Source organism: Actinotalea alkalitolerans, assembly GCF_023369855.1.
Lineage (GTDB): Bacteria > Actinomycetota > Actinomycetes > Actinomycetales > Cellulomonadaceae > Actinotalea.
The window spans coordinates 323,732-349,932 of the sequence record NZ_JAMBPP010000004.1 but is presented as its reverse complement, the minus strand read 5'-3'; the positions used below and the strand labels follow the sequence as shown (position 1 = coordinate 349,932).

The window sequence follows — 26,201 nt, the reverse complement described above, 5'->3', positions numbered from 1 at the left end:
TGTCTTCCATAGCCACTTGGATGAAGGTGGACCCGTGACGATCACCGAGCACGGATCATCCGTCGAGCGCCGGATGGCCACCCCCCAGCTCGTCCGGCTCCTCGGCTCGTGGCGCCGTGCAGGACCCGCCTACCTCGCCCTGGCCGACGGGCTCCGGCGGACCGTCCTGGACGGGACGGTGCCGCTGCGCACCCGTCTGCCCAGCGAACGCGAGCTCGCCTCGGCGCTCGGCCTGTCGCGCACCACCACCGGAGCCGCCTACCAGCACCTCCGTGACGCCGGGTTCCTCACCAGCCGCCGAGGGTCGGGGACCGTCACCACCCTGCCGTCGGGTGGACGGACCCGCAGGACGAGCGACTCCACGACGCACCCGCCCGACGTCGTCGTCGACCTCACGATCGCCGCCTCCGCCTCACCCTCGGGGCTGCACGGCGCATACCTGCGGGCGCTCGGTGAGCTGCCCAGGTACCTGGACGGACGCGGCTACCACTACTTCGGCCTGGACGTGCTGCGTGAGACCGTTGCTGCCGAGCACACCCGGCGCGGCACACCCACGCGACCCGACGAGATCCTCATCACCAGCGGGGCGCAGCAGGCGATCAGCCTGCTGCTCAGCACCCTGGTCGGCCCAGGCGACCGGGTGGTCGTCGAGCACCCGACGTACTCGAACGCGATCGCCACCGTCCGCAGCCTGGGAGCCAGGCCGGTCCCCGTGCCGGTGGGGCTCGACGGGCTCGACGTCGACCTCCTCGAGTCCACGATCCGCCAGAGCTCTCCTCGCGCCGTCTACCTGATCCCCGACCACCAGAACCCCACCGGGCTGAGCATGAGCGTGTCGGCGCGCGCACGTGTCCGGGAGATCGCGGCCCGGAACCGCACGATCGTCATCGCCGACGAGACCCTCACGGACCTCACGCTGACCGGGCCACGACCCGCGCCCTTCCTGGGCGGTGCGCCGGGCGGTGGCCTGGTCGCGATCGGCTCGACCTCCAAGAGCTACTGGGGCGGTCTGAGGGTCGGGTGGATCCGCGCGAGCCGCGAGCTCGTCGCACGCCTGGCCCGCGAGCGCGCCCGGGACGATCTGGGCACAGCAGTGCTCGAGCAGCTGGTCGCTCACGAGCTGCTCACCGACGGCCAGGAGATCCTGGCGTCGCGACGTGCCGCACTGCGGGTGCAGCGTGACGGTCTGCGTGACCTGCTCGCGCGGCTCCTGCCGACCTGGCGGGTCAGCAGCCCGGCAGGCGGGCTGTCGTTGTGGGCCGATCTGGGTGCCCCGGTCTCGTCCGCACTGGCGGCGACCGCGCTCCACCACGGCGTACGCGTGGCTCCCGGACCGAGCTTCGGGGCGGACGGCTCGTTCGAGGACCGCCTCAGGCTCCCGTTCGGTCAGCCCACGGGTGAGATCGAGCAGGGTGTCCGTGCTCTCGCTCGCGCCTGGGGCACCCTGGGGCTGGACGCCCCCTTCGGTTCGCCCGCCGCGGGGACCGTACTGGGCACCGCCGTGTGACGACCTGCTGCCGGCCGTCCTGGTCCCACCGTCAGCCGCGGCGGAGCTCGACCGTGTCGCCGATCACGTCACCGTCCTGCGCGAGCCTGACGCGTGCGACGTCCTGCGTCGCCAGGTCACGCCAGGTCTCACCGAGCCACGACTCGGCATCGAAGCGGTTGGTGAACGTCGGGCTCAGGGGCCGGTCGAGGGGTCCGTCCTCGGCGTCGAAGAGCAGCCACGCCCACGAGGGCCTGCTCACCGGACGGCTCCGGCGAGCGGGGTCCTCGCGAGCTCACGGTTGAGCCGACCGGCCCAGAAAGGGCCCTCGTAGACGAAACCGGTGTAGCCCTGGACGAGGTCGGCACCGGCCGCCAGGTAGGCGCGCGCGTCGTCGACGGTCGTGATCCCTCCCACGCCCATGACGACCGGCCCGTCTCCGAGCCGCTCACGCAGCCGACGCACGACCTCAAGTCCCCGGCCCAGGAGCGGGGGGCCGGACAGTCCGCCCTCACCGAGGTCGTGGTCGATCGTGGTGTTGACGGCCACCACCCCCTGCAGGCCGAGCTCGAGGACCAGCTCGGCGACGGCGTCGACATCCGCGTCGGACAGGTCGGGGGCGATCTTCACCAGGAGCGGCACGGTCCGTGCCACCGGGGTCGCACCGTCCGCGGCGGAGCGCACCGCCTGCAGGATCGGCCGGAGGTGCTCGACCGACTGCAGCGAGCGCAGGCCAGGGGTGTTGGGTGAGGACACGTTCACCACGAGGTAGTCGGCGACCGGGGCGAGCAGACCGGCACTGGTCGCGTAGTCCTGGGCCGCCTGCGCCGCGGGGGTCACCTTGCTCTTGCCGATGTTGACGCCCACCACGGCCGACCGCCCCCACCGGGTCGCCCGGACGCGACGCAACCGGGCGGCGACCGCGGCGGCGCCCTCGTTGTTGAACCCCATGCGGTTGCGGACCGCGTGCTGGTCCAGGACCCGCCACAGCCGCGGTCGCTCGTTGCCCGGTTGGGCGTGGGCCGTGATCGTGCCGACCTCGACGAAGCCGAAACCGAGCATCGTCAGTCCGCGGATGCCCACGCCGTCCTTGTCGAAGCCAGCAGCGAGACCGAACCGGCCCGGCACGTCCAGACCGAGCACCCGGGCGGTCGGCATCCCCGGGGGTGCGCACCGCCGCTGCACCAGGGCACGCAACGGCGGGACGGCGGCGACGAACCGGATCGCGAGGAAGGCCAGGTGGTGGGCCCGCTCGGGGTCGATCCGCCGCAGGACCTGGGTGAAGAGAAGGCGGTACACGACCGCCAACCTATCCCTCCGGGACCGTGTCGAGGGGGGCCGTCCGTCGCAACCACACCAATCCCAGGACGGGGAGGACGAGGGGGACGTAGCCGTAACCAGACCCGAAGCCGGACCAGACGGTCGCCTCGGGGAACAGCTCCGGTGCCACCGTCGAGAGGGCGCCGACGACCACCACCCCGACCATCTCCACGCTCACCGCGACCCAGGCCACCGAGCGCCATCCCTTGGCCAGGGCGACGGTCGCCACGACGTAGACGGCTGCGGCACCGGCCGACAGCAGGTAGGCCAACGGCGCCTCGTCAAGGTCGCGCAGCACCTGAACCGTCGACCTCGCGGTGGCCGCCAGCGCGAGCACGGCGTACACGGCCACCAGCAGCCGACCGGGACCGCTCGCAGTGCGCGTCGACGTCGGGCTCATGCCCCGGCCCAGACCTGCAGGATGCGGTACTGCAGGAAGGCGACGGTCAGGGCAGCGACCAGCAGCACCACCGAGCTCCACCGGCTTCGCTCGGCGAAGGCCCACGCGGCCGCCACCGGCAGGATGAACAGCGTGGTCACGAGGTAGCCCCAGAACGTCGGACCGTCCGGCGCCGTCGTCCCCGCGAGGGCGAGCCCGATGCCGACGAGCAGCTGGACCACGAGAAGGGCCTCCACCACCCCGGCGGCGATCAGCTGGCGCAGGATCACCGGCTGGTCGCGCGCCGCCCGCCACGCTGCCCACGTGCCGACGGCCAGTGCGGCCGCGACGACCGTCAGGGCAAGGGGTGTCCACACGGCGTCGAGGATACGTGGCGTCACCGAGGGCACCGCTCGCGGGCTAGCATCGAGCCGTGGCTGCACCGACACTGACCTCCAAGGACCCTGCCCGCCTCGCCGTCGACGCCCTTGTGGTCGCGGTCGCCTCGTCCGGTGCGGGGGTCGCCCTCGTCGGGGCTGACACCCTGCCCACCGAGCTACGCACCCTCGTGACGGGCAGCGCCCGTGCCCTGGGCATCACCGGTGAGCAGGACTCCGTGCACCGGCTCCCCTCGGGAGGGCACCTGACCGCACCGGTGCTCGTGCTGGTGGGTACCGGGCCGGCCACGGCCTCGCTCACGCCCGAGGGCCTGCGTCGGGCCGCAGGGGCTGCCACGCGGCAGCTCGCAGGTGTTGCGTCCGTGGGCTTCGCACTTCCCGCTGACGACGTCGACTCGGTCGCCGCGATCGTCGAGGGTGCCCTGCTCGGCGCGTACGAGTACACCCGCTACCGCGACCAGGCCGACCGCCCTCGACCGCCCAGCAGGTTCGAGGTCGTCACCCCTCGGGGCCGCGAGAACGCCGCCAAGAGGGCCGTCGAGCGTGCCGTCGTGCTCGCCGCAGCGGTCCACGGCGTGCGCGACCTGGTCAACGCCGCACCGATCGACCTCTTCCCGGCAGCCTTCGCCGACGCGGCGAGGGCCGCGGTCAAGGGAACCAAGATCAAGGTCTCGGTGCTGGACGAGAAGGCACTCGCTGCCGGCGGCTACGGCGGTCTCGTGGCTGTGGGCCAGGGCTCGTCGCGTGGGCCGCGGCTGGTCAAGCTGACCTGGTCACCGTCCAAGGCCACCCGGTCGGTCGCGCTGGTCGGCAAGGGCATCACCTTCGACTCGGGCGGCCTCTCGCTCAAGCCCGCCAAGGGGATGGAGGCGATGAAGTCCGACATGGCCGGCGCGGCAGCGGTGCTGCACACGGTCCTCGCGGCAGCCGCCCTCGAGGTTCCCGTCAAGGTCACCGGCTGGCTCTGCCTGGCCGAGAACATGCCCTCCGGCACGGCCCAGCGGCCCTCTGACGTGATCACCCAGCGTGGCGGGACGACGGTCGAGGTCCTCAACACCGACGCCGAGGGTCGACTGGTCCTGGCCGACGGGCTGGTCGCCGCGTGCGAGGAGAAGCCCGACGCCGTCATCGACATCGCGACCCTCACGGGCGCACAGGTCGTGGCGCTCGGGACCCGGGTCTCGGCGGTCATGGGTACCGACGACCTGCGCGCCGAGGTCGTCGCGGCGGCGCAGACCTCGGGTGAGCAGTTCTGGCCGATGCCCCTGCCCGAGGAGCTGCGCGCGGGCCTGAAGTCCTCGGTCGCGGACCTGGCGAACATCGGGGACCGCTTCGGCGGCATGCTCTCCGCGGGCCTGTTCCTCCGCGAGTTCGTGGGCTCGACACCCTGGGCCCACCTGGACATCGCGGGTCCTGCCTTCAACGAGGCGTCGGCCCACGGCTACACGCCCGTCGGCGGCACCGGGGTCGGCGTCCGTACGCTGCTCTCGCTGCTCGAGGCGCCGGCACGCAGCACGTCGGACTGAGTCAGCGCCGGCAGGGGCCGCGGCCTGCGCCGCCTGACAGGCGCTTGCCCGATCGGGCGCCCTACCGGCGGGGGCTGCGGCGCCGCGCGTTCCAGTCCCGCATCCGTTGCGGGTAGCCCGTGAGTTGGACGTCGTAGACCGGGATGCTCAGAGCGCGGGCGATGTCTCGGGCGACCCCAGGATCGGGGACGCGGCGGCGCGTCCACTCCCCGGTGGTCGCGATCAGGACCATGGTCGTCTGCGTCACGTTGGTCACCGGCTCGATGTACGCCTCGACGCCCACCCGGGTCTGGACGAACTGGCGGAGATGGTCGAGGGTCGCCTGCTGGGCCTGCTTCGGCGAGGGGGTCGGGTCGCCCGTCCGAGGACGGCGACGTGAGAGCCAGCGCATCTGCTCAGCCTACGTCCCGATGACACGTAGGATGATTCCGCCGGAGGCGGCGGACCTGGGCAAGGACCCAGGATCGGCTCTCGATTCCCGCTCGTCCTCCGGTGATGACAAGATGGTCGGCAGCACGCCGACCGACCCACCGTCTGCGCCTGAGGAGTCCCATCGTGGCTGACAGTCCCCCCGTCTACGACGTCGTCGTCCTGGGCGGAGGGAGCGGTGGCTACGCCACGGCCCTGCGCGCCGCCGAGCTCGGCCTCCAGGTCGTCCTCATCGAGTCGGGCAAGCTCGGGGGCACCTGCCTCCACTGGGGCTGCATCCCCACCAAGGCGCTGCTGCACGCCGCCGAGCTCGCCGATGCGACCCGGGAGAGCGAGCGCTTCGGCGTCAAGGCGTCCTTCGAGGGCATCGACATGGCCGCGGTGCACGCCTACAAGGACGGTGTGATCGGCCGCCTCTACAAGGGGCTCCAGGGCCTGGTGAAGTCGCGCAAGATCACCTTGGTCGAAGGGCACGGGACACTGGTCTCGTCCGACACCGTCGAGGTCGACGGAGAGCCGTACAAGGGCAAGAACGTCGTGCTCGCGACCGGCTCGTACTCGCGTTCGCTCCCTGGCCTGGAGATCGGTGGCCGCGTCATCACCTCGGACGCCGCGCTCGAGCTCGATCACGTGCCGTCCTCGGCCATCATCCTGGGCGGTGGGGTGATCGGCTCGGAGTTCGCCAGCGTCTGGAAGTCCTTCGGTGCCGACGTCACGATCATCGAGGCACTGCCCAACCTCATCCCGAACGAGGACGTCGCACTCAGCAAGGCCTTCGAGCGTGCGTTCCGCAAGCGGGGCATCAACTTCTCGACCGGTGTCCGGTTCCAGGGCGTCACGCAGGACGACCACGGCGTGCACGTGACCCTCGAGGACGGCAAGACCTTCGACGCCGACCTGCTGCTGGTCTCGGTCGGCCGTGGCCCGCGCACCGACGACCTGGGCTTCGCCGAACAGGGCGTCAAGCTCGACCGGGGCTTCGTCCTGACCGACGAGCGGCTGCACACCGGCGTGGGCAACGTCTACGCCGTGGGTGACATCGTCCCCGGGCTCCAGCTCGCGCACCGTGGCTTCGCCCAGGGCATCTTCGTGGCCGAGCAGATCGCCGGCCTGAACCCCCAGCCGATCATCGAGTCGGGTATCCCCCGCGTGACCTACAGCGAGCCGGAGGTCGCCTCGGTCGGGGTCACCGAGGCCAAGGCCAAGGAGCTCCACGGGGCTGACGGCGTCGAGACCCTCGAGTACAACCTCGGTGGGAACGGCAAGAGCCAGATCCTGGGGACGGCCGGCTTCGTCAAGCTCGTCCGGCAGAAGGACGGCCCCGTGATCGGCGTGCACATGATCGGTGCCCGGGTCGGCGAGCTCATCGGAGAGGGTCAGCTCATCGTCAACTGGGAGGCCTACCCCGAGGACGTCGCCGCCCTCGTGCACGCGCACCCCACGCAGAACGAAGCACTCGGAGAGGCCTTCCTGGCTCTCGCCGGCAAGCCCCTGCACGCCCACAACTGATCCCCGACCGAAGGAGACACGAGGTCATGTCTGACTCCGTGCAGATGCCCGCGCTCGGCGAGAGCGTGACCGAAGGCACAGTGACCCGTTGGCTCAAGCAGGTCGGTGACCAGGTCGAGGTCGACGAGCCGCTGCTCGAGGTCTCGACCGACAAGGTCGACACCGAGATCCCGTCGCCGTTCGCCGGCACGCTGACCGAGATCCTCGTCGAGGAGGACGAGACCGTCGACGTCGGCACTCCTCTGGCGACCATCGGTTCCGCCGACGAGGCACCCTCGGAGGGCTCGTCCGGACAGGACTCCTCGGACGCCCCTGACACCCAGGACGACCAGCAGGAGGAGCCTTCGTCCGCCGAGGGTGCCGAAGCCTCCGACGGTGCCGCAGGTGCCGCAGAGCAGCAGGCCGCACAGGTGCCCCCCGAGGTCACCGACGAGGCGGAGCAGGAGGCTCAGCCCGCTGCCGAGCAGGCTGCAGACACCGGTGGCGCCAGCGAGGACGTCACGATGCCCGCGCTCGGCGAGTCGGTGACCGAGGGGACGGTCACACGCTGGCTCAAGGAGGTCGGTGACACGGTCGAGGTCGACGAGCCGCTGCTCGAGGTCTCGACCGACAAGGTCGACACCGAGATCCCGTCGCCGTTCGCCGGCACGCTGACCGAGATCCTGGTGCAGGAGGACGAGACCGTCGATGTCGGGACCGCACTCGCACGTGTCGGTTCGGGATCGTCGGCCGGCTCGGGCGGGTCCACGCAGGAGACCTCCGCGCCCCCGGCGCAGGAGCAGGCACCCGCGCCCGCCGAAACGGCAGAGGCCGAGCCTGAGCAGGTCGCACCGTCCTCCGAGACCCAGGCCTCGGCAGTGACGGCTGCGGTCCCCGAGGCCCCCGCCCAGCAGGAGAACCCGGTGTCGGAGCCCTCGGGTGGCGACCGGTCCGAGCCCGTCGAGCCCGCCCCCTCGGGCGGCGCGAGCGGGTATCTCACCCCCCTGGTCCGCAAGCTCGCGGCCGAGAAGGGCGTGGACCTGTCATCACTGTCCGGCACCGGTGTCGGCGGCCGCATCCGCAAGGAGGACGTGCTCGAGGCAGCGGAGCGCGCCCAGAAGGAGCGCGAGGAGAGGGCGAAGGCGGACAAGGAGAAGTCCGACCGTGCCGCCGCTCAGCAGGCCGCGCCCGCGCAGAGCGCCTCCAAGCCGGCGGCGGCTGCCGTCTCACCGCTGCGGGGCAAGACCGAGAAGGCGAGCCGCCTGCGGCAGATCATCGCCGAGCGGATGGTCGAGGCGCTCCACAGCCAGGCACAGCTGACCACCGTGGTCGAGGTCGACGTGACCAAGGTCGCTCGTCTGCGCACCCGGGCCAAGAACGACTTCAAGGCCCGCGAAGGCGTCAACCTCACGTTCCTGCCGTTCTTCGTGCTCGCCGCGACCGAGGCTCTCAAGGCCCACCCGAAGGTCAACGGAGTGCTCGAGGGCAACCAGATCACCTACCACGACCAGGAGAACGTCGGCATCGCCGTCGACACCGAGCGCGGGCTGCTCGTGCCCGTGATCCGGGATGCCGGTGACCTGAACCTGGCGGGCGTGGCCCGCAAGATCGCCGACCTGGCCACGCGGACACGGGACAACAAGGTCACCCCTGACGAGCTCAGCGGTGCGACGTTCACCGTGACGAACACCGGCTCCGGGGGTGCGCTCTTCGACACGCCGATCGTGCCGGGCGGAACCTCGGCGATCCTCGGTACCGGCGCGATCGTCAAGCGGCCCGTGGTCGCGACCGACGAGGACGGCGGCGAGTACATCGCGATCCGCTCGATGTGCTACCTCTCGCTCTCCTACGACCACCGCCTGGTCGACGGGGCTGACGCCTCGCGCTACCTGGCCACGGTCAAGAAGCGCATCGAGGACGGGGACTTCGAGTCCGAGGTCGGTGCCTGACACCGGGTGAAGCACCACCTCGGCGGGGCCCGGACCGGAACACGGTCCGGGCCCCGCTGGCATACCGTGTGCCCATGCAGATCGTCGTGGCGGGATCCCAGGGGCTGATCGGCTCGGCCCTCGTCGAGCATCTCGCAGGGCAGGGGCACCAGGTGCGTCGGCTGGTCCGCCGAGAACCCCGGTGCTCTCGCGAGATCCGCTGGGACCCGGGCGCCGGCGAGCTGGACCCCGCCGCGCTGGCCGGCGTCGACGCCGTCGTCAACCTGGGTGGGGCCGGGCTCGGCGACCACCGCTGGAACGCGGCCTACAGATCCACGATCCTCACCTCCCGCACCGGGCCGACGGCACTCCTCGCCCGTCGGATCGCGGACCTAGGTGACGAGGCTCCCACGGTGCTGCTGCAAGGTTCTGCCGTCGGTGTCTACGGCGATCGAGGCGATGAGGTGGTGACCGAGAGCTCGGCGCCGGGCGAGGGCTTCCTGGTGGACGTCGTCCGGTCCTGGGAGGCGGCCACGGCCCCAGCCGAGGCAGCAGGGACACGGGTCGCCCACCTACGGACCGGGATCGTGATGTCCCGCACCGGTGGCTCCTTCGGCCGCCTGCTGCCGCTGCTGCGCCTCGGGGTGGGCGGACCTCTGGGTCCCGGTCAGAACTTCTGGGGCTGGATCACGCTCCCCGACCAGGTCCGTGCGATCGAGCACCTGCTCACGGCCGAGGTGAGCGGGCCGGTCAACCTCACGGCCCCCGCACCGGCACGGCAGCGGGACGTGATCCGGGCAGTCGCTCGTGCGCTGCACCGGCCCGCCGTGGTGAGCGTCCCACGCGTCGCACTGCGCATCGCGATCGGCGAGTTCGCCGACGACATCCTGTCCTCTCAGCGCGCGGTACCGACCGTGCTCGCCGCGACCGGCTTCCGGCACACGCACCCGGACCTGACCTCGGCCGCCGAGTGGGTCACGCGCCGTCCTGACGCACCTCGCTGACCCGCCAGGAGTCGCCGTCGGGACGGAGCGTGAGGACGACGGTCGAGGGGCCGGACGTCCCCGAGATCCAGGACAGGCCCGCCGGCCTGACACGTGCCGTCGTGGTCGAGGTGACGCGCACCTGCACCGCGTCCGAGCGCGTGCTCCCGCCCTCCAGCGGCCCCGGGTCCACGAGCCTGGCACGACCCACGGTCGCGACCACGGTGAGGGGTTCGCGGTGCCGCAGCAGGGAGCGCAGCAGACCCTCGTCCTGCCACGCGGCGGACGATCCAGGGACGGTGACCTGGGCGAGCATCTCGGAGTCCCGGGCGCCCAGTGCCGCTGCACGTCTCCGGGTGAGCTCGACGGCTGCCGGGACGGGATGCACGACCGGTGAGGAGGGCGCACCGGGGCCGACCTGGACGACGCTCCGGGTTGCGGCCTCCCCGTCCCGTCGATCACCCGTCGCGCTGTCGCGCACGCTGGTCACCCGCGCGCCCACGGTCGCCGCGCACACCACCAGGAGCATCGTGGAGACCACCAGGAGCACCGGGGCGCGCGACCTGCCACGTCGATGACGTCCACCTCCGGCCCGCGAACCGGGCGACCCGGGCCGACCTGACGAACCACGTGACCACCACGCCCCCCGACAGGCTCGTCGGGATGTCACGGCGGGTTCTCCAGGTTCGACCAGCCGCCTCAGGGCGACGCGGGCGAGGACCGCAGGGTCGGGTGCGGTCACCGGCTCTGCCGGGCATGCGCCGTAGATCTCCGTAGCCAGCCCTGCAGCGCAGGGGCCGGGACCTGGCGGTGCCGCGACCACCGCGTGCAGCAACGATCGGAGGCGCTCGTCGGCACCGTGAGCCGCCGATCCCCGATGGCCCTGCCCTGCCTCCGCGCGGGCGATGCCGCCGGCGTCGTCGAGCAGGTGCAGGCCGACGCTCGCGAGCGCGTGGACATCACCCGCCGCGGAGGCGCCCGCGTCCCGGTCGGCGAGGGCGAACCCCGGAGTTCCGCCCTCGCTCTCGTCGTCGCCCAGCACCAGGTCCACCAGGACCGCCCGGCCATCCGGCGTGAGCACGATGTTGGACGGTGACACGTCGCCATGGCACAGGTCGGCCTCGTGGAGCGCCGCGAGGGCGCCCGCGACGGGAACCAGGACCGTCACGACCTCGCCGGGTGACCACGCGGTGCGCACAAGGTGGGCCGTAGCCAGATCGGTTCCCTCGACCGGCTCGTGGAGCACCGCCAGATCACCCTCACCGAGCCGGAGCACCTGCCCCATCCGGGCCAGGTGCGGGTGGACGACCGTCTCCAGACGTCGCACCCGCTCCACGATCCGGTCAGCGTGCCCGGGCGACCGGGGCACCACCGGCGTCACCGCCCAGCGCGTCCCGGACGCGTCACGGACGCTCCACCGGACACCCTGCCCCCCGGAGCCGAGCGGCCCGGCGAGGTGCAGCCCACGCGAGGCCAGCGCGGTCAGGAGCTCGGGTGGTGGGAGCATGTCGGTCACCCGACCATGTCAGCAGGTCACGGCCTCCCGCAGGGGTTGTCCACATCTCCGATCAGACCGGCGGGACGGGCTCCCGTGCCCCCGAGACGGCGCTGAGGCGCGCGGTGTCCAGCACGCTCGCGGTGTGCACGACGTCCTGGGGATCCACCGGCGCCGGCTCCCCCGCCCGGAGCCACCGTTCGACCGAACGGTAGAAGTCTCCATGACCTCCCGGGGCCTGCGGCACCGGTTCGACCACGTCGCCGTGCACGAGCCAGCCCTCCTGACCCGGGCCGGGCGAGAGCCGATCGAAGGGTGTGGGCTCCCCCTCGAAGGAGGTCACCAGGTAGGCCCCGGCCGACCCGAGCACCCGGGTCCGCGGCCCCGGCGCGCCGACCAGACCACCCGCCGTCAGGTGGCTCAGGGTCCCGGACCTGTGGGTCAGCGCGAGGAACACGTCGTCCTCGGTCGGTGTGGTCAGGGCACGCAGCTCGGCGTACACCTCGTCCACCGGGCCGAAGAGCTGGACGGCCGAGTCCACCAGGTGGGCACCGAGGTCGAGCAGCAGTCCGCCACCGTCACCCACGGCGTTCTCCTTCCAGCGGTCCTTGGGGACCGGTCGCCATCGCTCCCACCGACGCTCAAACCGGTGGACCTCACCCAGGGCCTTGCGCTCGAGGAGCGCCCGCAGGGTGCGCTGCTCGCTGTCCCACCGCCGGTTCTGGAAGACCGTGAGCGGTACGCCGGCCTGCCGCGCGGCGTGGACCACCCCTCGTGCTGAGTCGGCGTCCAGAGCCAGTGGCTTGTCGACCACGACCGGCACCCCGGCGTCGATCAGTGCCAGGGCGTGCTCGACGTGCCGTCCGGTGGGTGAGGCGACGACGACCACGTCGAGGTCCGCTGCACGCTCGATCAGCCGACCGAGGTCGGGGTGCACCCTCACGTCGTCCCAGTCCAGGCGTGCGGCGGCCGCACGCGCCGGGGCACGGACCACCACGTCGGTGACGCGGTGACCCACCTCTGTCAGGAGACGAGCGTGGATTCCGCGACCGGCGTCGCCGTACCCGACGAGCCCGACACGGAGCGGTCCGGTGGCACCTTGTTCTTCCATGGCCACCAGGATGCCCGACCCACGTCGTGGACGAGGCCAGGCACGAGCAGGGTCCGCACCACGAGCGTGTCGATGAGCACTCCCAGCGCGACCAGGAACGACAGCTGGAGGAGGAACAGCAGCGGCAGCACCGCCAACGCACCGAAGGTGGCCGCCAGAACCACCCCGGCGCTGGTGATGACACCGCCGGTGACGGACAGGCCGCGTCGCACCCCCTCGCGCGTCCCGTGGGTCAACGACTCCTCGCGCACGCGGGTCATCAGGAAGATCGAGTAGTCGATGCCCAGGGCCACGAGGAAGACGAAGGCGTAGAGCGGTACAGCCGCGTCGGCTCCGGGGAACCCCAGGACGTGGTTGAAGACGAGGGCGCCGATTCCCAGGGTCGCGCCGAAGGAGAGCAGGTTCGCCAGGACGATCAGCACGGGGGCAACCACCGATCGCAGCAGGCCCACCAGGACCAGCAGGATCACCGCGAGCACGGTGGGCACGATGACCAAGAGGTCCCGGGTGCTGGTGAGCTGGGTGTCGAGCCGCTCGGCCGCGGCGCCGCCGACCAGGGCCTGGTCGGAGACCTCCCGCACGGCGGCACGGATGTCCCCGACCACGGCGACGGCCTCCTGACTCTGCGACGCGGCGACGGTGGTGGCGTCGATCCTGACCTGGCCGTCCACGACGACCGCCGGTGCGTCGGGCGCCGGCGGTGCCCCCGGGGGGCCCGAGGCCTCGACCACGACGATCGCCTCGGCGACACCGGGGACCTCCTGCACGGCGGCCAGGACCGCCTGCGCGTCGGTCTCCGGGCTGATGACGACCACCGGCTGCACGTCGCCGGCGTCGAAGTGGGTGGCGAGCACCTCCTGACCGGTCACCGAGTCGACATCGGTGAGGAACACGTCGGTCTCGCTGGTGCCGTCGGCACGGAACGTGGGCAGCCACGCCGACGCCGCGAGCAGGACGATCGCGGTGGACACCCACACCCGGCGGTCGTGACGGCCGACGAGACGGGACACACGGCCCCACAGGCCCGATCGCGCCTCAAGACCCCCGAGGCTCTCGACGCCGGGTGCAGTGCCGTCGGCCTCGGAGCCCAGGTGCGGGATGCGCGGCCAGAACACGCCACGTGATCGCCGCCCTGCGACGAGGAGCAGCGCGGGGAGCAGAGTCAGGGCGGCGAGGAACGCCGCGGCGATCCCGATCGCCGCCACCGGGCCGAGGCTCGAGTTCGAGGTCAGGTCGGACAGGAGCAGGCAGAGCAGCCCGGCGATGACGGTGCCCGCGCTGGCCGCGATCGGCTCGATCGAGGCCCGGAGGGCGCGGCGCATCGCGCTGAACGGTGACGCGACCTTGCGCAGCTCCTCGCGGTAGCGGGCCACGAGCAGCAGCGAGTAGTCGGTCGCGGCGCCCACCACGAGGATGAACAGGATTCCCTGGCTCTGCCCGTTCAGGACCAGGATCCCGGCCGCGGCCAGGTGGTAGACGACCAGGGCCGCGGCGGTCAGGGCGAAGACCGAGGTGAGAATCACCGCGAAGGGCAGCACAGGCGACCGGTAGACCAGGACCAGGATGACCAGGACCACGGACAGGGCCACCAGGAGGAGAAGGCTGTCGATCCCGCCGAAGGCCGTGACGAGGTCGGCGATGAAGCCTGCCGGGCCGGTGACCCACACCTCGAGACCGTCTCCGACGAGATCGGCGGCGGCCGCCTCGCGGAGCATCTCGACGACCTGGTTGACGACCCGTTCCTCACCGATCTGCTCGTTGGCCGCAGCGCTGTCCAGGCTCACCGGGAGCAGCAGCGCGCGGCCGTCCTCGGAGGGCACGACGACCACGGGGGCGAGGAGCACGTCCCCCAGCACCGCGTCCGGTCCCAGAGGCAGGTCCGCGAGAGACGACGCGAAGGCCTGTGCTCGAGCGAGCTGCCCCTCGGTCAGGGTCGTGTCGGACTCGACCACGACGAGGGCGGGCAGCGAGGCGTCCTCGGCGAAGGCCTGCTGCAGCTCGTTGACCTGGGTCGACTCGGCGTTGGCCGGCAGGAAGGCGGCCGCGTCGTTCTCCTGGACGTCGCCCAGTCGGCCTTGCGCCATGCCACCGAACCCGGCGACCGTGAGCCACACCAGCAGGATGCCCAGGACGCCGAGACCGCGCAGCGCACCCTGACCTCGGGACCTCGAATTGCTCAGCATGCTGAGTATCATGCAGTCATCTAGGCTCACGACACAACCGCGGGCAGCAGGAGGGTGCACCAGGGCAGATGACGGAACAGCTCGACCAGTGGCCCACCGGACGACTGCTCTCGGCCGTCGCCCGGCGGATCGAGCGCGACTGGAACGCCCACCTGGAGACGTGGGAGCTCAACCACGCGAGCCTGCCTGTCCTGTTCCTGCTGAGCCGGGCGCCACTCTCCCAGCGGGAGCTGGCCCACGCCGCGGGTGTCACCGAGCAGACGATGAGTCGCGTGGTCGCCCGACTCGAACGATCCGGCTACGTCGCCCGCCACCCCCACCCCGCCGACCGGCGACGCCACGAGGTCACCCTCACCGACAGCGGTCGGACCGCTCTCGGCGAGGCCGGTGACCGCCGGATCGCCGAGGAGATGACGGTGCGCGGCCTCAGCGCCGGGCAGATCGCCCAGCTCCGTGAGCTCCTGGCGGTCATGCTCGCCGAACGCCCCCACGCGAACGACCCCGCACCGGGCGAGTACTCCCCCCTGGGTCGGCTGCGCGGCCAGGTCGAGCCCGGTGCGCACGGGTAACGTGCCTGACATGGAGTTCGTCGAGCTGTCCCTGGGTGACCGGCTGGTCGGGTACGCGCAGGGGTGGGACCTGCAGCGCCAGGTGCACGCCGCCGTGGCGGAGGGCACCCGGCCGGACACGGTGCTCCTGGTCGAGCACGAGAGCGTCTACACGGCCGGTCGGCGGACGGCCACGTGGGACCGACCGACGGACGGCACGCCCGTGGTCGACGTCGACCGTGGCGGCAAGATCACCTGGCACGGGCCGGGTCAGCTCGTCGCGTACCCGATCGTCCGTCTCGCCGAGCCGGTCGACGTCGTCGCCTACGTGCGCGCACTCGAGGGCGCGGTGATCGGCACCTGCAGGGACCTCGGCCTGACGACCCACCGGGTCGAGGGAAGGTCGGGGGTGTGGCTGCACGCCGACGACGTCCGTCGCGAGCGCAAGGTCGCCGCGATCGGCGTGCGGGTGGCCAGAGGGGTGACCATGCACGGGCTCGCGCTGAACTGCGACCCCGACCTGGAGGCGTTCACGCGGATCGTGCCGTGCGGCATCTCCGACGCCGACGTGACCTCGCTCAGCGTCGAGCTGGGTCGACGGGTCTCTCTGCACGAGGTCGACCCCCTGCTCCGTCGCCATCTCGACACCGCGCTGAGCCCCCTGCTCGCCGCGACGCGGGTCGCCTCCTGACCTCTCCTGGGAGCCGATCCCGCCCGATGCCCTGTCGTGGGACGACTGACGTAAGGTGAACGAGTGACGATCGCACCCGAAGGCCGCCGGATGCTGCGGGTCGAGGCCCGCAACGCCGAGACACCCATCGAGAAGAAGCCCGAGTGGATCAAGACCCGCGCCACGATGGGACCCGAGTACACCGAGCTGAAGAAGCTCGTGAAGTCCGAGGGCCTGCACACGGTGTGCGAAGAGGCCGGCTGCCCCAACATCTTCGAGTGCTGGGAGGACCGCGAGGCCACCTTCCTCATCGGTGGCGACCAGTGCACCCGGCGCTGCGACTTCTGCCAGATCGACACCGGCAAGCCCGCGGACTTCGACGCCGACGAGCCGCGACGCGTCGCCGAGTCGGTCCAGGCCATGGGTCTGCGCTACTCGACGGTGACCGGCGTGGCGCGTGACGACCTGCCTGACGGCGGCGCATGGCTCTACGCCGAGACCGTCCGCCAGATCCACGCGCTGAACCCCGGCACCGGCGTCGAGCTCCTCATCCCCGACTTCAACGCCATCCCCGAGCTGCTGGCCGAGGTGTTCTCCTCACGTCCCGAGGTGATGGCCCACAACCTCGAGACCGTTCCGCGCATCTTCAAGCAGATCCGACCGGGCTTCCGGTACGACAGGTCCCTGTCGGTCCTGACCGCTGCTCGGGAGGCGGGCCTGGTCACCAAGTCCAACCTGATCCTCGGCATGGGCGAGACCTACGACGAGGCGGCCGCCGCCCTGGTCGACCTGCACGAGGCCGGGTGCGACCTGCTCACCATCACCCAGTACCTGCGTCCCTCGGTGCGCCACCACCCGGTGGACCGGTGGGTCAAGCCCGAGGAGTTCGTCGCGCTGTCCGAGGAGGCCGAGCGGATCGGGTTCCTCGGGGTCATGTCCGGTCCCCTGGTCCGGTCGTCGTACCGCGCGGGCCGGTTGTGGGGGCAGGCGATGAGCCGTCGTGGCCGGGAGATCCCCCCGGCCCTGGCCCACCTCGCCGAGGTGCGTACCGCACGCCAGGAGGCGTCGAGCCTGCTCGCCCGTTGATCCCCACGCAGCCTGCGCTCGCCCGCCCGCTCGCCCGGGTCCCGGAACGCGGCGCCGGATCAGCCGCCGCGGCCCACTAGACTCTCGGGTCATGGCCCGTAAGAACTCCGCACCCTCCTCCGCGCCCGGCGCCGACGGAAAGCCGCGCAAGGTCAAGAAGACCCGGTGGTACCACCAGGTCTGGCAGGCCTACACGATGACGCGGAAGATGGACCCCGCGGTGACGTGGTGGATCCTGGCGGCCTTCTTCGGGATCCTCGCGGTCGCCTTCGTCATCGGCATGGCGACCAACCGGACCATCTACGCGCTCTTCGTCGGCCTGCCGGTCGCCCTTCTCGCGGGGATGTTCATCCTCGCGCGACGCGCCGAGACGGCCGCGTACAGCAACCTCGAGGGTCAGCCGGGTGCCGCTCGGGCAGCGCTGGGGACCATCCGCCGAGGGTGGGACTTCCCCGAGGAACCGGTCACCATCGACCCCCGCACCCAGGACCTGGTGTTCCGGGGTGTCGGGCGGGCAGGCGTCGTCCTGGTCAGCGAAGGCCCCGCGTCCCGCGTCCCCAAGCTCCTGGAGTCGGAGCGCAAGAAGATCGCCCGCGTGCTGCCGAACGTCCCGATCATCTTGATCCAGGCAGGCAGCGAGGAGGGTCAGGTCCCGCTGCGCAAGCTCCCCCGGCGCGTCCAGCGGCTCAAGTCCAAGCTGACCAAGCAGGAGACCTCCGAGGTCATCAAGCGCCTCCGATCGCTCGGCGGAGCCCGGCTCCCCCTGCCCAAGGGTGTCGACCCCTATAAGGCGCGTCCCGACCGCAAGGGGATGCGGGGCCGCTGACCTCTCAGCGCCGTACCACGGCCGTCCCCGCCGCGACGTCGTGCATGCCCCGACCTGAGCCGTCCCAGATCGCCGCGGGGATCACCAGGCAGAGCAGCGCGGTGCGCACCAGCGCCGGCACGAGACCCGGCGGCGGGACAGGCTCGGCTCCCCCGACCCTGGCGGTGGCCTGCAGACGGACCACCCGCAGCCCGACGAGTCGATGACCGATCGTGTTCCCCAGGGTCGCGACGAGCACAAGGGTCGAGACGGCGAAGACGGCCAGCGGCATCAGCGCGTGCGTCGAGAGGAACGCCGTGGCCACCGCGGTGCTGAGCACCCAGTCGACGACCAGGCCGACGAGGCGTCGTGGGACCGGAGCCAGCGAGCCGGGTCCGGCAGCCGGCAGCCCCAGGCGGGACGAGCCGCCAGAACCCTCGCCTCCGGGGGTACCCTCCAGCCAGGACCCGAGGTCCTCCCGTCGCGACGCCATCGGGCAAGACTATCGACTGGCCGGCGGCGGGCCAGCAGCGACCACCGACGAGGACGGGCGGACGGCGGGGACCAGGTAACGCGGCCGAAACACGAGGTACACGGCAAGGAAACCCCCACGCCCTAGCCTCGGAGCACCGAGCACGCGGCGACCTTCGACGCCGAAGAGCCCGAGATCCCCGAGAACAAGGAGCAGCGGATGTTCAGCAACGCCGATGAGGTCATGGCCTTCATCAAGGACGAGGGCGTGAAGTTCGTCGACGTCCGGTTCTGTGATCTGCCGGGTGTGATGCAGCACTTCAACGTGCCGGCCGGGACCGTTGACGCCTCGTTCTTCACCGAGGGCCAGATGTTCGACGGCTCGTCGATCCGAGGGTTCCAGGCGATCCACGAGTCGGACATGAAGCTCATCGCCGACCTGAACACGGCGTATCTCGACCCCTTCCGGACCGAGAAGACGCTCAACATCAACATGTCGATCGTCGACCCGTACACCGACGAGCCCTACAGCCGTGACCCGCGCCAGATCGCCGCGAAGGCCGAGGCGTACCTCAAGTCGACCGGGATCGCCGACACCGCGTTCTTCGCCCCCGAGGCCGAGTTCTACATCTTCGACGACATCCGGTTCCACACCAGCCAGTCCGAGAGCTACTACCACATCGACTCCATCGAGGCGGCCTGGAACACCGGCCGCAAGGAGGAGGGTGGCAACCTCGGCCACAAGACCCCCTACAAGGGCGGCTACTTCCCCGTCCCGCCGGTCGACCACTTCGCCGACCTGCGTGACCAGATCTGCCTGGCCCTGGACGCGCTCGGCCTCGAGGTCGAGCGCTCCCACCACGAGGTCGGCACCGCCGGGCAGGCGGAGATCAACTACCGCTTCGACGAGCTCGCCAAGTCTGCCGACAAGGTGATGCTGTTCAAGTACGTCGTCAAGAACGTGGTCCACGCCGCAGGCCGGACGGCCACCTTCATGCCCAAGCCCCTCTTCGGTGACAACGGGTCGGGCATGCACGTCCACCAGTCGCTGTGGAAGGACGGGGAGCCGCTCTTCTACGACGAGAAGGGCTACGGCGGCCTGTCCGACACCGCGCGCTGGTACATCGGTGGTCTGCTCAAGCACGCCCCCTCGCTGCTGGCCTTCACCAACCCCACCGTCAACAGCTACCACCGGCTCGTCCCGGGCTTCGAGGCTCCGGTCAACCTGGTCTACTCGGCCCGCAACCGTTCCGCGTGCGTGCGTATCCCGGTCACCGGCTCGAGCCCCAAGGCCAAGCGCATCGAGTTCCGGGTCCCGGACGCCTCGTCCAACCCCTACCTCGCCTTCTCGGCGATGCTGATGGCCGGCCTGGACGGGATCAAGAACAAGATCGAGCCGCCCGAGCCCGTCGACAAGGACCTCTACGAGCTGCCCCCCGAGGAGCACGCCTCGATCCAGCAGGTCCCCGCGTCGCTCGACGAGGCGCTCAACGCGCTCGAGGCCGACCACGACTACCTGACCGAGGGCAACGTCTTCACCCCCGACCTCATCGAGACGTGGATCGACTTCAAGCGCACCAACGAGATCACGCCGATCCGGCTGCGGCCGCACCCGCACGAGTTCGAGATGTACTACGACTGCTGATCGTCGTTGCTCACGGCGGTCGCCGTGAGCCGATGAGCCGCACGTCCCGGACCCCGGTCGCCCCTGTGGTGACCGGGGTCCGGCGCGCCTGCCGGACCTCGGTCATCCCGTGGGCCCTTCGTCCGCCACGCACGACGCGGTCGAGGGCGATGCTGAGAAGGTCAGACCAGCGCCGACCCGGAGCGCGCACCATGCCCAGAGCAACCACCCGTGATGAGCTGCTGGCCTCGAGCGACCGCGCGTACACCGCCCTGGCCACGGTGCTGGACCGGTTGCCCCGGACGGCCCTGCAGGCCCCCTTCCCCTTCGAGGACCGGGACCGGTGCGTACGTGACGTGCTCGGTCACCTGCACGCGTGGCACCTGATGATGCTCGGCTGGTACGACGAGGGCTCGCGGGGTCTGCGTCCCGCCATCCCTGCCCCTGGCCACACGTGGCGCACGCTGCCCGCGCTCAACCAGGAGATCTGGGAGCGGTACCAGGAGGTCGACCTCTCTGTCGTGCGGGCTGACCTCGACGCCTCGCATCGACAGATCCAGGACCTCATCGGCCGGCACACGGACGCCGAGCTCTTCACCAAGAGGCTCTACCCGTGGACCGGCACGACGTCGCTCGGCGCGTACCTCGTCTCGGCGACAGCGAGCCACTACACCTGGGCAGTGACGAAGCTGCGCCGGTTCGAGCGCGTCCTCACCGGCGGGTGAGCACGCGACCCCCCGGTGCTGCTCCCGGCGTGCCGCGGCCGGGTCAGACCGTCCCGAACTCCCAGTGCCACGGCTCGGGCGGCCCGCCGCCCCCGGGTCGCATGAGCTCGGGGTGGTGCCAGCCGTACGACGGCGCGTTCTCCCGGAGCCACAGGTACCCCGGGGTGTCGAACTGCCCGAGTCCGCCGATCCCGGCCAGGTCCACGGCCAGACCGCGGCCGTGGGTCGAGGTCCCGGGCCGGGCGGCGAGCCACCCGCGCGTCTGCTTGAGGTGGACCTGCTGCTCATAGGTCCGGTAGGCGCTGACGACCTGGAGGTCGCTGCCGAAGTGGGTGCGGTAGGCCACGTTGAGGTCCTCAAGAGCCGCAGCGGCGTCACACCGGAGCAGGAAGTCCGGTGCGAAGCTCAGGCTGCACAGTGCCTCGAGGGGGATCTGCCCGTTCGGGTACGGATCGGCCGACGGGTCGAGCACCTGCACCCGGACCACGCTGACGGACCGCTCGTCGTCCTCGAGCGGACTGAGCTCGACCACGGACTCCTTGAACTCCGCCGACACGGTGACGGCCAGGTCGGCGACCGCCTCGGTCGACACCAGACGCTCGAGCGCCACCTCGTTCGCCCGCTGCACCTCCTCGGCCAGCTGCAGCAGGTCATGTGCCGCCGCCGCGACCCTGCGGCTGGCGTCGATCTCTGCCAACGGGGTCGTCGTGGGCTCGTCCGGCAGCGTGTCGAGGGAGGTCTGCGGCTGGTCGGCACTCTCCTCGTCCTCCGCGACGACCGCCGGGGCCTCAGGCGCGGGCGTACCAGGTTCGGCCTGCGAGACCGGCACGGTGCTCCCGTGAGCGGCCGGTGCCGTCGCGAGAGCACCGGGCCCGTTGCGCACGGTCACCGTGAGGTCGCTGACAGCCTCCTCGTACTCCGCGAGCAGGGCCTGGTCGACGCCCGGCAGCGCGGCTGGCAGGACATCGCGGGCCGAGTCGAGCGCGGTGCGCGCGACCGAGAGCGCCTCGTCCACCTCGACGAGCGCCGTGGCCCGGGCCTCAGCCGCCCGACGGGCGGACTGCGCAGCCGCCACCTCCGCCCGGGTCGGGACCGTCGAGTGGCGCGCGACGGTCAGAGTGGTCTCGGCGACCGCCACCGCGCTGGAGAGGTTCGTCGCCGGCAGCACCATCAACGCCAGGACCAGCGTCGAGACCGCTGGACGCAGGCCCGACCGCCGTTCCGCGCGGTGGCGTCCTCGAGGCCGCCTCGGGCGAGCCCGGAGCCGAGATCCGCGCGCACCAAGGGCGCGCGGTCCCATGGGCGCCGTTGGCTCGTCGTCCCCCATGCCGTTCCTCGGTGGTTCGTCGCAGTACCGGTTCGCACTCGTGCCTGTGGCCCAGTATCACCCCGTTCGTGCCGTGCCAGAAGGGGGGAGACACCGATGGTTGCTCGGCCGACGGCGCGGCCCGTGTCACCGGCGACCCGTCCACTCCAGCAGTCGCTCGACCGACCAGGTGTTGACCACACGGTCGGCATCGACCTCGTGCGCCGCCAACCGGTCACACCCGTCCACGAGCCAGTCGAGCTGACCGGGGGCGTGCGCGTCGGAGTCCACCGTGAACAGGCAGCCCAGATCGGCCGCGACGGCGATCAGCTCGTCAGGGGGATCCTTGCGGTCAGGACGGCTGTTGACCTCGACCGCGACACCGTGCTCGGCGCAAGCGGCGAAGACCGCCTGGGCATCGAAGTCGCTGGGAGGGCGTTCGCGACCCCGGACCCGCCTGCCCGTGCAGTGACCCAGCACGTCGACCGAGGGACCCGTCACTGCGGCAACCATCCGCCGGGTCATCGGCGCCCGGTCCATCCGCAGCTTGGAGTGCACCGAGGCGACGACCACGTCGAGACGGGCCAGCAGGTCCGCCTCCTGGTCCAGGGAGCCGTCGTCGAGGATGTCGACCTCGATCCCGGTGAGGAGCCGGAAGGGTCCGAGCACCGTGTTCAGGGTCGCGATCCGCTCGACCTGGCGTCGAAGGCGCTCGGCCGACAGGCCGTTGGCCACCGTCAGCCGCGGGGAGTGGTCGGTGACCGCCTGGTAGTCGTGGCCGATCTCGATCGCGGCGAGCGCCATGTCCTGCAGCGACGCGCTCCCGTCGCTGGCCTCGGTGTGGGCGTGCAGGTCGCCGCGGACCTCGGCCCTCAGCTCGCGGCCCGCCGGGGTGGCACCCGCGAGGCGGTCCGCGAGCGAGCTCTCGAGATCGCGGAGCACCGCGGGGACGTCGCCGCGCAGCACCGCGACGATCACCTCGGCCGTACGCGCACCCACCCCTGGCAGCCCCTGCCAGGAGGTGTCGCGCTCGTGCTCACCGAAGGCCTGGGCATCCAGGGACCGCAGCACGTCCCCCGCCCCGCGGTAGGCAGCCGAACGGTAGGACGAGGCCTGCTCGCGCTCGAGCAGGAAAGCGATCCGGTGCAGTGCGGAGACCACCCTGTCCTGCGCGCCGTCCGGACCGGCAGCCGGGCGCGCCACCCGTCAGGACGCCTTGCGACGTGAGGCGGTCTTCTTCGCCGGTTCGCCGGCCTCCTTCGGGGCGGCCGTCTTGGCCGCGGCCGGAGTCTTCTTGGTAGCGGGAGCCTTGCGCGCAGCGGGCGCCTTGCGCGCAGCGGGCGCCTTGCGCGCAGCGGGCGCCTTCTTCGTGGTGCCCGACGTCTCGTTCGCGGGGGTGGCCGATGACGCGCCGGGCGTGGTCGACTTCCTGGCCGTGCTCCGCGTGGACCCCGAGGTCCCCTTCTTCGCCTCCTGACCCGCGCGCGCGTCGCGCGCCTTCTCGACGCTGCGCTGCAGGGCCGAGAGCAGGTCCACGACCTCACCGCCCTCCTCGGCCGTCTCCTCGCCCGCCTCGGGCCGCACGGTGCTCCCCGTGGCGACCTTGGACTCGATCAGCGACTCCAGCGCGGTCCGGTAGGAGTCCTCGAAGGCGCTCGGGTCGAAGTCCGCCGCGAGGGACTCGACCAGCGACGAGGCCATCTGCAGCTCCTGGGGCCGCACCTGGACATCGGCCTCCAGGACCGGGAAGTCCGCCTCACGCACCTCGTCGGGCCACAGCAGCGTCTGCAGGCAGATGACGTCGTCACGGACCCGCAGCACCGCCATGGACTCACGCTGGCGAAGGGACACCTTGACCACGGCCATCCGGTCGGTCTCGGCGAGCGCCTGCCGGAGCAGCGCGTAGGGCTTGGCCGCTGTCTTCTCGGGCTCGAGGTAGTAGGTCTTGGCGAGCATGATCGGGTCGACCTGGTCGGCGGGGACGAACTCCAGGACGGCGATCTCGCGCTCGGTCGACAGCGGGAGCTCGTCGAGGTCCTCATCGGTGAGGACGACCATCCGACCGTCGTCGGTCTGGTAGCCCTTGGCGATGTCGTCCGCGGTGACCTCCTCGCCGCACACGCTGCACACCTTGCGGTACCGGATGCGTCCGCCGTCCTCGGCATGCACCTGGTTGAGGGTCACCGACTTCTCACCGGTCGCGGCGTAGACCTTGACCGGGACGTTGACCAGCCCGAAGGCCACAGCGCCCTTCCAGATCGCGCGCATCTCGTCCTCCTCGCTCGGTGCCCGCCCGTGGTCGGGCTCCGACCACCCGCCTCACCGCCCTGGGGCAGGGCGGCACGGACCGGGTGCCGTCACGCACCTTCCTGGGCAGGATGGACCCGTGCAGCCCATGCTCGCCACCCCAGCGCCCTCTGTCGAGCAGATTCCGCGCGGGCCCGGGTGGGCGTACGAGGTCAAGTGGGACGGTGTCCGGGTGCTCGCCGACACCACCCAGGGGGATCTGCGCCTCGTCTCGCGGTCCGGTCGTGAGGTGACGGTGGCCTATCCCGAGCTCGGTGGTCTGACCGAGGTCCAGGGAGCGGTGCTGGACGGAGAGGTCGTGGCCATGTCCGGGGGCCGCCCCTCCTTCGAGGCCCTCGCCGAACGGATGCACGTCCGCGAGGCCGGCCAGGCAGCGACCCTCGCACGTCGCGCACCCGTGACCTTCGTGGTCTTCGACGTCCTCACGCTCTACGGCGTGGACCTGACCCGCCGGGGCTTCACCGATCGCCGCGCCACCCTCGAACGGCTCACCCTACCCCCGCGTTGCGACCTGTCGCCGGTCTACCCCGATGTGGACGACCTGTGGGCTGTGACCCGTGAGCACGGTCTCGAGGGGGTGGTGGCCAAGCGGCGGACCTCGACGTACCAGCCGGGACGACGCAGCCCTGACTGGGTCAAGGTGGCCCACCGGTCGGTCCGTACGGCCGTCGTCGTCGGGTGGCGGGCAGAGGGCGTCGGGCACGGGACCCGGCCACCCGGTGAGGGTGTGACGCCCGGCCGGCTCGGCTCCCTGCTCCTGGCCGCCCCCGACCGCGACGGCGCCTGGCGCTACCTGGGGCGTGCGGGCAGCGGCCTGGCCGGGCGACGCGGACAGGACGTCGCCCTCGCCCTGGTCGGTCTGGAGCGCCCGCAACCTGCCCTGGACGGCATCCCCGAGGTGGACCGGCGCGGCACGACCTGGTGCGAACCGGCCGTCACTGTCGACGTCTCCTACCTGCACCGCACACGCATCGGTCGGCTGCGCCACCCCGTGGTGCGCGGGCTGCGCCAGGACACCGAGGTCGACCCCTGGGAGGACGCATGAGCCCCGATCAGCAGCCCCAGTGGGTCGAGGTCGGCGGACGCCGGGTGCGGCTCACGCACCTGGACCGGGTGCTCTACCCGTCGACCGGGTTCACCAAGGCCGAGATGATCGACTACTACTCGCGGGTCGCCGACGCGATCCTCCCCCAGCTGCGCGACCGGCCCGTGACACGGATCCGCTTCCCCGAAAGTGTCGACGGTGAGCGGTTCTTCGAGAAGAACACGCCGAGGGGGGCACCCGAGTGGCTCCGTCACCAGGTGCTGCACGCGAGCCCGGGGAGCGACGACGAGGGGACGACCGTGGACTTCCCCTTCCTGGACGACCTCGCCGGGTTGGTCTGGGCGGCCAACCAGGGCGCGATCGAGCTCCACACCCCGCAGTGGCGTGTCGGCCCACGAGGTGGTGTCCGCCCACCGGACCGGCTCGTGGTGGACCTGGACCCGGGACCGCCCGCGGGCCTCGACGAGTGCGCTCAGGTCGCGCACCTCGTGGCGGACCGGCTGGCCGACGACGGCCTCACGGAGTCGGTCCCGGTGACGAGCGGGAGCAAGGGGATGCAGCTCTACGCCCGCCTCGACGGCCGGCGCACGGCGATGCAGGTGCGCGAGTACGCACGACAGGTGGCGCACGACCTCGCCGCCCAGCACCCCGCCCTGGTGCTGGCGACCATGAAGCGTTCGGTGCGACCGGGCAAGGTGCTGATCGACTGGTCGCAGAACCATCCCGCCAAGACCACGGTCACCCCGTACTCGTTGCGGGGTCGGGACCACCCGATGGTCGCGGCGCCACGCCACTGGGACGAGGTGACCGCGGGGTTGGTCCAGCTCGGGCCGGACGAGGTGCTCGACCGGCTCGCGGCGCACGGCGACCTGCTGGCGACGTGAGTCC

The 26,201-nt window shown here is 71.6% G+C and carries 25 protein-coding genes; 13 read left to right on the top strand and 12 right to left on the bottom strand.

Annotation, left to right across the window (positions count from 1 at the left end):
- Nucleotides 1–34: 34 nt before the first annotated feature.
- Nucleotides 35–1,507, top strand: coding sequence for a MocR-like transcription factor YczR (yczR, locus tag M1R94_RS06875; protein WP_249380918.1), 1,473 nt, complete (start codon nt 35–37; stop codon nt 1,505–1,507).
- A gap of 31 nt (nt 1,508–1,538) precedes the next feature.
- On the opposite strand, the gene M1R94_RS06870 is transcribed toward yczR, so the two are convergent.
- Genes M1R94_RS06870 through M1R94_RS06855 form a run of 4 tightly spaced genes read right to left on the bottom strand, consistent with a single transcriptional unit; the run spans nt 1,539 to nt 3,586 of the window.
- Nucleotides 1,539–1,748: a hypothetical protein gene (locus tag M1R94_RS06870; protein WP_249380917.1), complete on the bottom strand. Its 210-nt coding sequence runs from the start codon at nt 1,746–1,748 to the stop codon at nt 1,539–1,541.
- Nucleotides 1,745–2,785, bottom strand: coding sequence for a quinone-dependent dihydroorotate dehydrogenase (locus tag M1R94_RS06865; RefSeq protein ID WP_249380916.1), 1,041 nt, complete (start codon nt 2,783–2,785; stop codon nt 1,745–1,747). The genes M1R94_RS06870 and M1R94_RS06865 overlap by 4 nt, the downstream gene beginning before the upstream one ends.
- A 10-nt stretch (nt 2,786–2,795) precedes the next feature.
- The gene (locus M1R94_RS06860) at nt 2,796–3,206 is read right to left on the bottom strand and encodes a hypothetical protein (RefSeq protein ID WP_249380915.1); all 411 of its coding nucleotides are present in this window, start codon (nt 3,204–3,206) and stop codon (nt 2,796–2,798) included.
- Nucleotides 3,203–3,586, bottom strand: a complete 384-nt coding sequence (locus tag M1R94_RS06855) for a hypothetical protein (RefSeq protein ID WP_249380914.1) — start codon at nt 3,584–3,586, stop codon at nt 3,203–3,205. The genes M1R94_RS06860 and M1R94_RS06855 overlap by 4 nt, the downstream gene beginning before the upstream one ends.
- A gap of 32 nt (nt 3,587–3,618) precedes the next feature.
- Between M1R94_RS06855 and M1R94_RS06850 the strand changes: the two genes are divergently transcribed.
- Nucleotides 3,619–5,109 (top strand): leucyl aminopeptidase, encoded by a 1,491-nt coding sequence (locus M1R94_RS06850; protein WP_249380913.1) that lies wholly within the window; start codon nt 3,619–3,621, stop codon nt 5,107–5,109.
- 61 nt (nt 5,110–5,170) lie between these two features.
- Here the strand turns inward: M1R94_RS06850 and M1R94_RS06845 are convergent, their stop codons facing one another.
- Nucleotides 5,171–5,500: an oxidoreductase gene (locus M1R94_RS06845; protein ID WP_249380912.1), complete on the bottom strand. Its 330-nt coding sequence runs from the start codon at nt 5,498–5,500 to the stop codon at nt 5,171–5,173.
- A 104-nt stretch (nt 5,501–5,604) separates the two neighbouring features.
- Between M1R94_RS06845 and lpdA the strand changes: the two genes are divergently transcribed.
- The 3 genes from lpdA (at nt 5,605) to M1R94_RS06830 (ending at nt 9,958) form a co-directional block, all read left to right on the top strand.
- The gene (gene lpdA, locus M1R94_RS06840; RefSeq protein WP_374109436.1) at nt 5,605–7,047 is read left to right on the top strand and encodes a dihydrolipoyl dehydrogenase; all 1,443 of its coding nucleotides are present in this window, start codon (nt 5,605–5,607) and stop codon (nt 7,045–7,047) included.
- A 26-nt stretch (nt 7,048–7,073) separates the two neighbouring features.
- Complete coding sequence (gene sucB / locus M1R94_RS06835) at nt 7,074–8,975, top strand: 2-oxoglutarate dehydrogenase, E2 component, dihydrolipoamide succinyltransferase (protein WP_249380910.1); 1,902 nt, start codon at nt 7,074–7,076, stop codon at nt 8,973–8,975.
- 74 nt (nt 8,976–9,049) lie between these two features.
- Nucleotides 9,050–9,958 carry a TIGR01777 family oxidoreductase gene (locus tag M1R94_RS06830; protein WP_249380909.1) on the top strand — a complete coding sequence of 303 codons (909 nt, stop codon included), beginning with the start codon at nt 9,050–9,052 and terminating at the stop codon, nt 9,956–9,958.
- On the opposite strand, the gene M1R94_RS06825 is transcribed toward M1R94_RS06830, so the two are convergent.
- Genes M1R94_RS06825 through M1R94_RS06815 form a run of 3 tightly spaced genes read right to left on the bottom strand, consistent with a single transcriptional unit; the run spans nt 9,930 to nt 14,726 of the window.
- Nucleotides 9,930–11,453 (bottom strand): protein kinase family protein, encoded by a 1,524-nt coding sequence (locus M1R94_RS06825; RefSeq protein ID WP_249380908.1) that lies wholly within the window; start codon nt 11,451–11,453, stop codon nt 9,930–9,932. The genes M1R94_RS06830 and M1R94_RS06825 overlap by 29 nt on opposite strands.
- A 52-nt stretch (nt 11,454–11,505) precedes the next feature.
- Nucleotides 11,506–12,543, bottom strand: a complete 1,038-nt coding sequence (locus tag M1R94_RS06820) for a Gfo/Idh/MocA family protein (protein ID WP_249380907.1) — start codon at nt 12,541–12,543, stop codon at nt 11,506–11,508.
- Nucleotides 12,456–14,726: an MMPL family transporter gene (locus M1R94_RS06815; protein ID WP_249380906.1), complete on the bottom strand. Its 2,271-nt coding sequence runs from the start codon at nt 14,724–14,726 to the stop codon at nt 12,456–12,458. Before M1R94_RS06815 ends, M1R94_RS06820 begins: the two co-directional genes overlap by 88 nt.
- Nucleotides 14,727–14,794: 68 nt before the next feature.
- On the opposite strand from M1R94_RS06815, the gene M1R94_RS06810 reads away from it, so the two are divergent.
- The 4 genes from M1R94_RS06810 to M1R94_RS06795 all read left to right on the top strand — a co-directional run bounded on the left by M1R94_RS06810 (nt 14,795) and on the right by M1R94_RS06795 (nt 17,856).
- A complete protein-coding gene (locus M1R94_RS06810) occupies nt 14,795–15,295 on the top strand; it encodes a MarR family winged helix-turn-helix transcriptional regulator (protein ID WP_249380905.1) in 501 nt (166 codons plus the stop codon).
- 10 nt (nt 15,296–15,305) lie between these two features.
- Nucleotides 15,306–15,965, top strand: coding sequence for a lipoyl(octanoyl) transferase LipB (gene lipB, locus M1R94_RS06805; protein WP_249380904.1), 660 nt, complete (start codon nt 15,306–15,308; stop codon nt 15,963–15,965).
- 63 nt (nt 15,966–16,028) lie between these two features.
- Entirely contained in the window at nt 16,029–17,030 is a 1,002-nt protein-coding gene (gene lipA, locus M1R94_RS06800) for a lipoyl synthase (protein WP_249380903.1), read from the top strand.
- A gap of 91 nt (nt 17,031–17,121) precedes the next feature.
- Nucleotides 17,122–17,856, top strand: a complete 735-nt coding sequence (locus tag M1R94_RS06795) for a DUF4191 domain-containing protein (protein WP_249380902.1) — start codon at nt 17,122–17,124, stop codon at nt 17,854–17,856.
- A gap of 4 nt (nt 17,857–17,860) precedes the next feature.
- On the opposite strand, the gene M1R94_RS06790 is transcribed toward M1R94_RS06795, so the two are convergent.
- A complete protein-coding gene (locus tag M1R94_RS06790) occupies nt 17,861–18,328 on the bottom strand; it encodes an RDD family protein (protein ID WP_249380901.1) in 468 nt (155 codons plus the stop codon).
- Between the two features lie 198 nt (nt 18,329–18,526).
- Between M1R94_RS06790 and glnA the strand changes: the two genes are divergently transcribed.
- Both glnA and M1R94_RS06780 read left to right on the top strand, forming a co-directional pair.
- Nucleotides 18,527–19,951 carry a type I glutamate--ammonia ligase gene (glnA, locus tag M1R94_RS06785; RefSeq protein WP_249380900.1) on the top strand — a complete coding sequence of 475 codons (1,425 nt, stop codon included), beginning with the start codon at nt 18,527–18,529 and terminating at the stop codon, nt 19,949–19,951.
- A gap of 191 nt (nt 19,952–20,142) precedes the next feature.
- Nucleotides 20,143–20,655, top strand: a complete 513-nt coding sequence (locus M1R94_RS06780; protein ID WP_249380899.1) for a ClbS/DfsB family four-helix bundle protein — start codon at nt 20,143–20,145, stop codon at nt 20,653–20,655.
- Between the two features lie 43 nt (nt 20,656–20,698).
- Here M1R94_RS06780 and M1R94_RS06775 read toward each other — a convergent pair whose 3' ends face one another.
- The 3 genes from M1R94_RS06775 to ku form a co-directional block, all read right to left on the bottom strand.
- A complete protein-coding gene (locus M1R94_RS06775; protein ID WP_249380949.1) occupies nt 20,699–21,826 on the bottom strand; it encodes a M15 family metallopeptidase in 1,128 nt (375 codons plus the stop codon).
- A gap of 282 nt (nt 21,827–22,108) precedes the next feature.
- Nucleotides 22,109–23,164, bottom strand: a complete 1,056-nt coding sequence (locus M1R94_RS06770; RefSeq protein ID WP_249380898.1) for a PHP domain-containing protein — start codon at nt 23,162–23,164, stop codon at nt 22,109–22,111.
- Between the two features lie 3 nt (nt 23,165–23,167).
- The gene (ku, locus tag M1R94_RS06765; protein WP_249380897.1) at nt 23,168–24,229 is read right to left on the bottom strand and encodes a non-homologous end joining protein Ku; all 1,062 of its coding nucleotides are present in this window, start codon (nt 24,227–24,229) and stop codon (nt 23,168–23,170) included.
- 127 nt (nt 24,230–24,356) lie between these two features.
- On the opposite strand from ku, the gene M1R94_RS06760 reads away from it, so the two are divergent.
- Together M1R94_RS06760 and ligD are read left to right on the top strand one after the other, a co-directional pair.
- Nucleotides 24,357–25,313 carry an ATP-dependent DNA ligase gene (locus M1R94_RS06760; RefSeq protein ID WP_283253059.1) on the top strand — a complete coding sequence of 319 codons (957 nt, stop codon included), beginning with the start codon at nt 24,357–24,359 and terminating at the stop codon, nt 25,311–25,313.
- On the top strand, nt 25,310–26,197 hold the full coding sequence (ligD, locus tag M1R94_RS06755) for a non-homologous end-joining DNA ligase (RefSeq protein WP_249380895.1): 888 nt from the start codon (nt 25,310–25,312) through the stop codon (nt 26,195–26,197). The genes M1R94_RS06760 and ligD overlap by 4 nt, the downstream gene beginning before the upstream one ends.
- Nucleotides 26,198–26,201: the final 4 nt, after the last annotated feature.

Coding starts and splice junctions, on each gene's coding strand:
- M1R94_RS06790 (WP_249380901.1), bottom strand. CDS start 18,328: ATGGCGTCGCGACGGGAGGACCTCGGGTCCTGGCTGGAGGGTACCCCC.
- M1R94_RS06795 (WP_249380902.1), top strand. CDS start 17,122: ATGGCCCGTAAGAACTCCGCACCCTCCTCCGCGCCCGGCGCCGACGGA.
- M1R94_RS06810 (WP_249380905.1), top strand. CDS start 14,795: ATGACGGAACAGCTCGACCAGTGGCCCACCGGACGACTGCTCTCGGCC.
- M1R94_RS06830 (WP_249380909.1), top strand. CDS start 9,050: ATGCAGATCGTCGTGGCGGGATCCCAGGGGCTGATCGGCTCGGCCCTC.
- glnA (WP_249380900.1), top strand. CDS start 18,527: ATGTTCAGCAACGCCGATGAGGTCATGGCCTTCATCAAGGACGAGGGC.
- M1R94_RS06820 (WP_249380907.1), bottom strand. CDS start 12,543: ATGGAAGAACAAGGTGCCACCGGACCGCTCCGTGTCGGGCTCGTCGGG.
- lipB (WP_249380904.1), top strand. CDS start 15,306: ATGGAGTTCGTCGAGCTGTCCCTGGGTGACCGGCTGGTCGGGTACGCG.
- sucB (WP_249380910.1), top strand. CDS start 7,074: ATGTCTGACTCCGTGCAGATGCCCGCGCTCGGCGAGAGCGTGACCGAA.
- M1R94_RS06780 (WP_249380899.1), top strand. CDS start 20,143: ATGCCCAGAGCAACCACCCGTGATGAGCTGCTGGCCTCGAGCGACCGC.
- M1R94_RS06760 (WP_283253059.1), top strand. CDS start 24,357: ATGCTCGCCACCCCAGCGCCCTCTGTCGAGCAGATTCCGCGCGGGCCC.
- ligD (WP_249380895.1), top strand. CDS start 25,310: ATGAGCCCCGATCAGCAGCCCCAGTGGGTCGAGGTCGGCGGACGCCGG.
- M1R94_RS06860 (WP_249380915.1), bottom strand. CDS start 3,206: ATGAGCCCGACGTCGACGCGCACTGCGAGCGGTCCCGGTCGGCTGCTG.
- ku (WP_249380897.1), bottom strand. CDS start 24,229: ATGCGCGCGATCTGGAAGGGCGCTGTGGCCTTCGGGCTGGTCAACGTC.
- M1R94_RS06775 (WP_249380949.1), bottom strand. CDS start 21,826: ATGGTGCTGCCGGCGACGAACCTCTCCAGCGCGGTGGCGGTCGCCGAG.
- lpdA (WP_374109436.1), top strand. CDS start 5,605: ATGACAAGATGGTCGGCAGCACGCCGACCGACCCACCGTCTGCGCCTG.
- M1R94_RS06815 (WP_249380906.1), bottom strand. CDS start 14,726: ATGCTGAGCAATTCGAGGTCCCGAGGTCAGGGTGCGCTGCGCGGTCTC.
- M1R94_RS06845 (WP_249380912.1), bottom strand. CDS start 5,500: ATGCGCTGGCTCTCACGTCGCCGTCCTCGGACGGGCGACCCGACCCCC.